The sequence below is a fragment of the Paenibacillus sp. 2KB_20 genome (assembly GCF_052115765.1).
Lineage (GTDB): Bacteria > Bacillota > Bacilli > Paenibacillales > Paenibacillaceae > Paenibacillus_AQ.
Map to the genome: position 1 here is coordinate 1 of NZ_JBFRHH010000047.1, position 500 is coordinate 500.

The window sequence follows — 500 nt, forward strand, 5'->3', positions numbered from 1 at the left end:
ATTAAAAAGCGCCCTTTCTATTTCGACGTGGGAAACATCGGGCGTATGGTGTGATTATGATATTGTTTATGTAAGGAGTAACGATCATGGCGAGTAARAAAACATTAGAACAAAAATTAGCATTAGCACAAGATAGATTATCTAAACTTAAAAAAGAAGCATCGCAGAAAGAAAGAAAAGCTAGAGAACATAAAAAATTTACTGTTGGYGGCGAGGTTACAAGGGTCTTCGGTTTAGATTACGATCTAGCTCTTGTGGTAGGTTTTCTTGAACACTTTAACAAGTTAAGCGACGAGCAAAAACAAGCGTTAAAAAGTAATGGTGAAAGATTGCTAAAATCACGTCTAGAAAACGCTGACAAGTGACAGATTTCTAATCTGACACTTGGAAGGGTTGAACAAGCAAGAACCCGCTATCGGCGGGGCTTGTGCGTTAGTCTTCACCGTAGCCCGGCTTTGTGGTATGTTTAAAAAACATATCATCTGGGAGAGTAAAAAATG

Annotated in this window: 1 protein-coding gene; it reads left to right on the top strand. The window is 38.6% G+C overall.

The window, feature by feature from the left end; genetic code table 11:
* Positions 1 to 86 precede the first annotated feature (86 nt).
* Positions 87 to 365, top strand: a complete 279-nt coding sequence (gene traD / locus AB4124_RS34100) for a conjugal transfer protein TraD (protein ID WP_063660744.1) — start codon at positions 87 to 89, stop codon at positions 363 to 365.
* Positions 366 to 500: the final 135 nt, after the last annotated feature.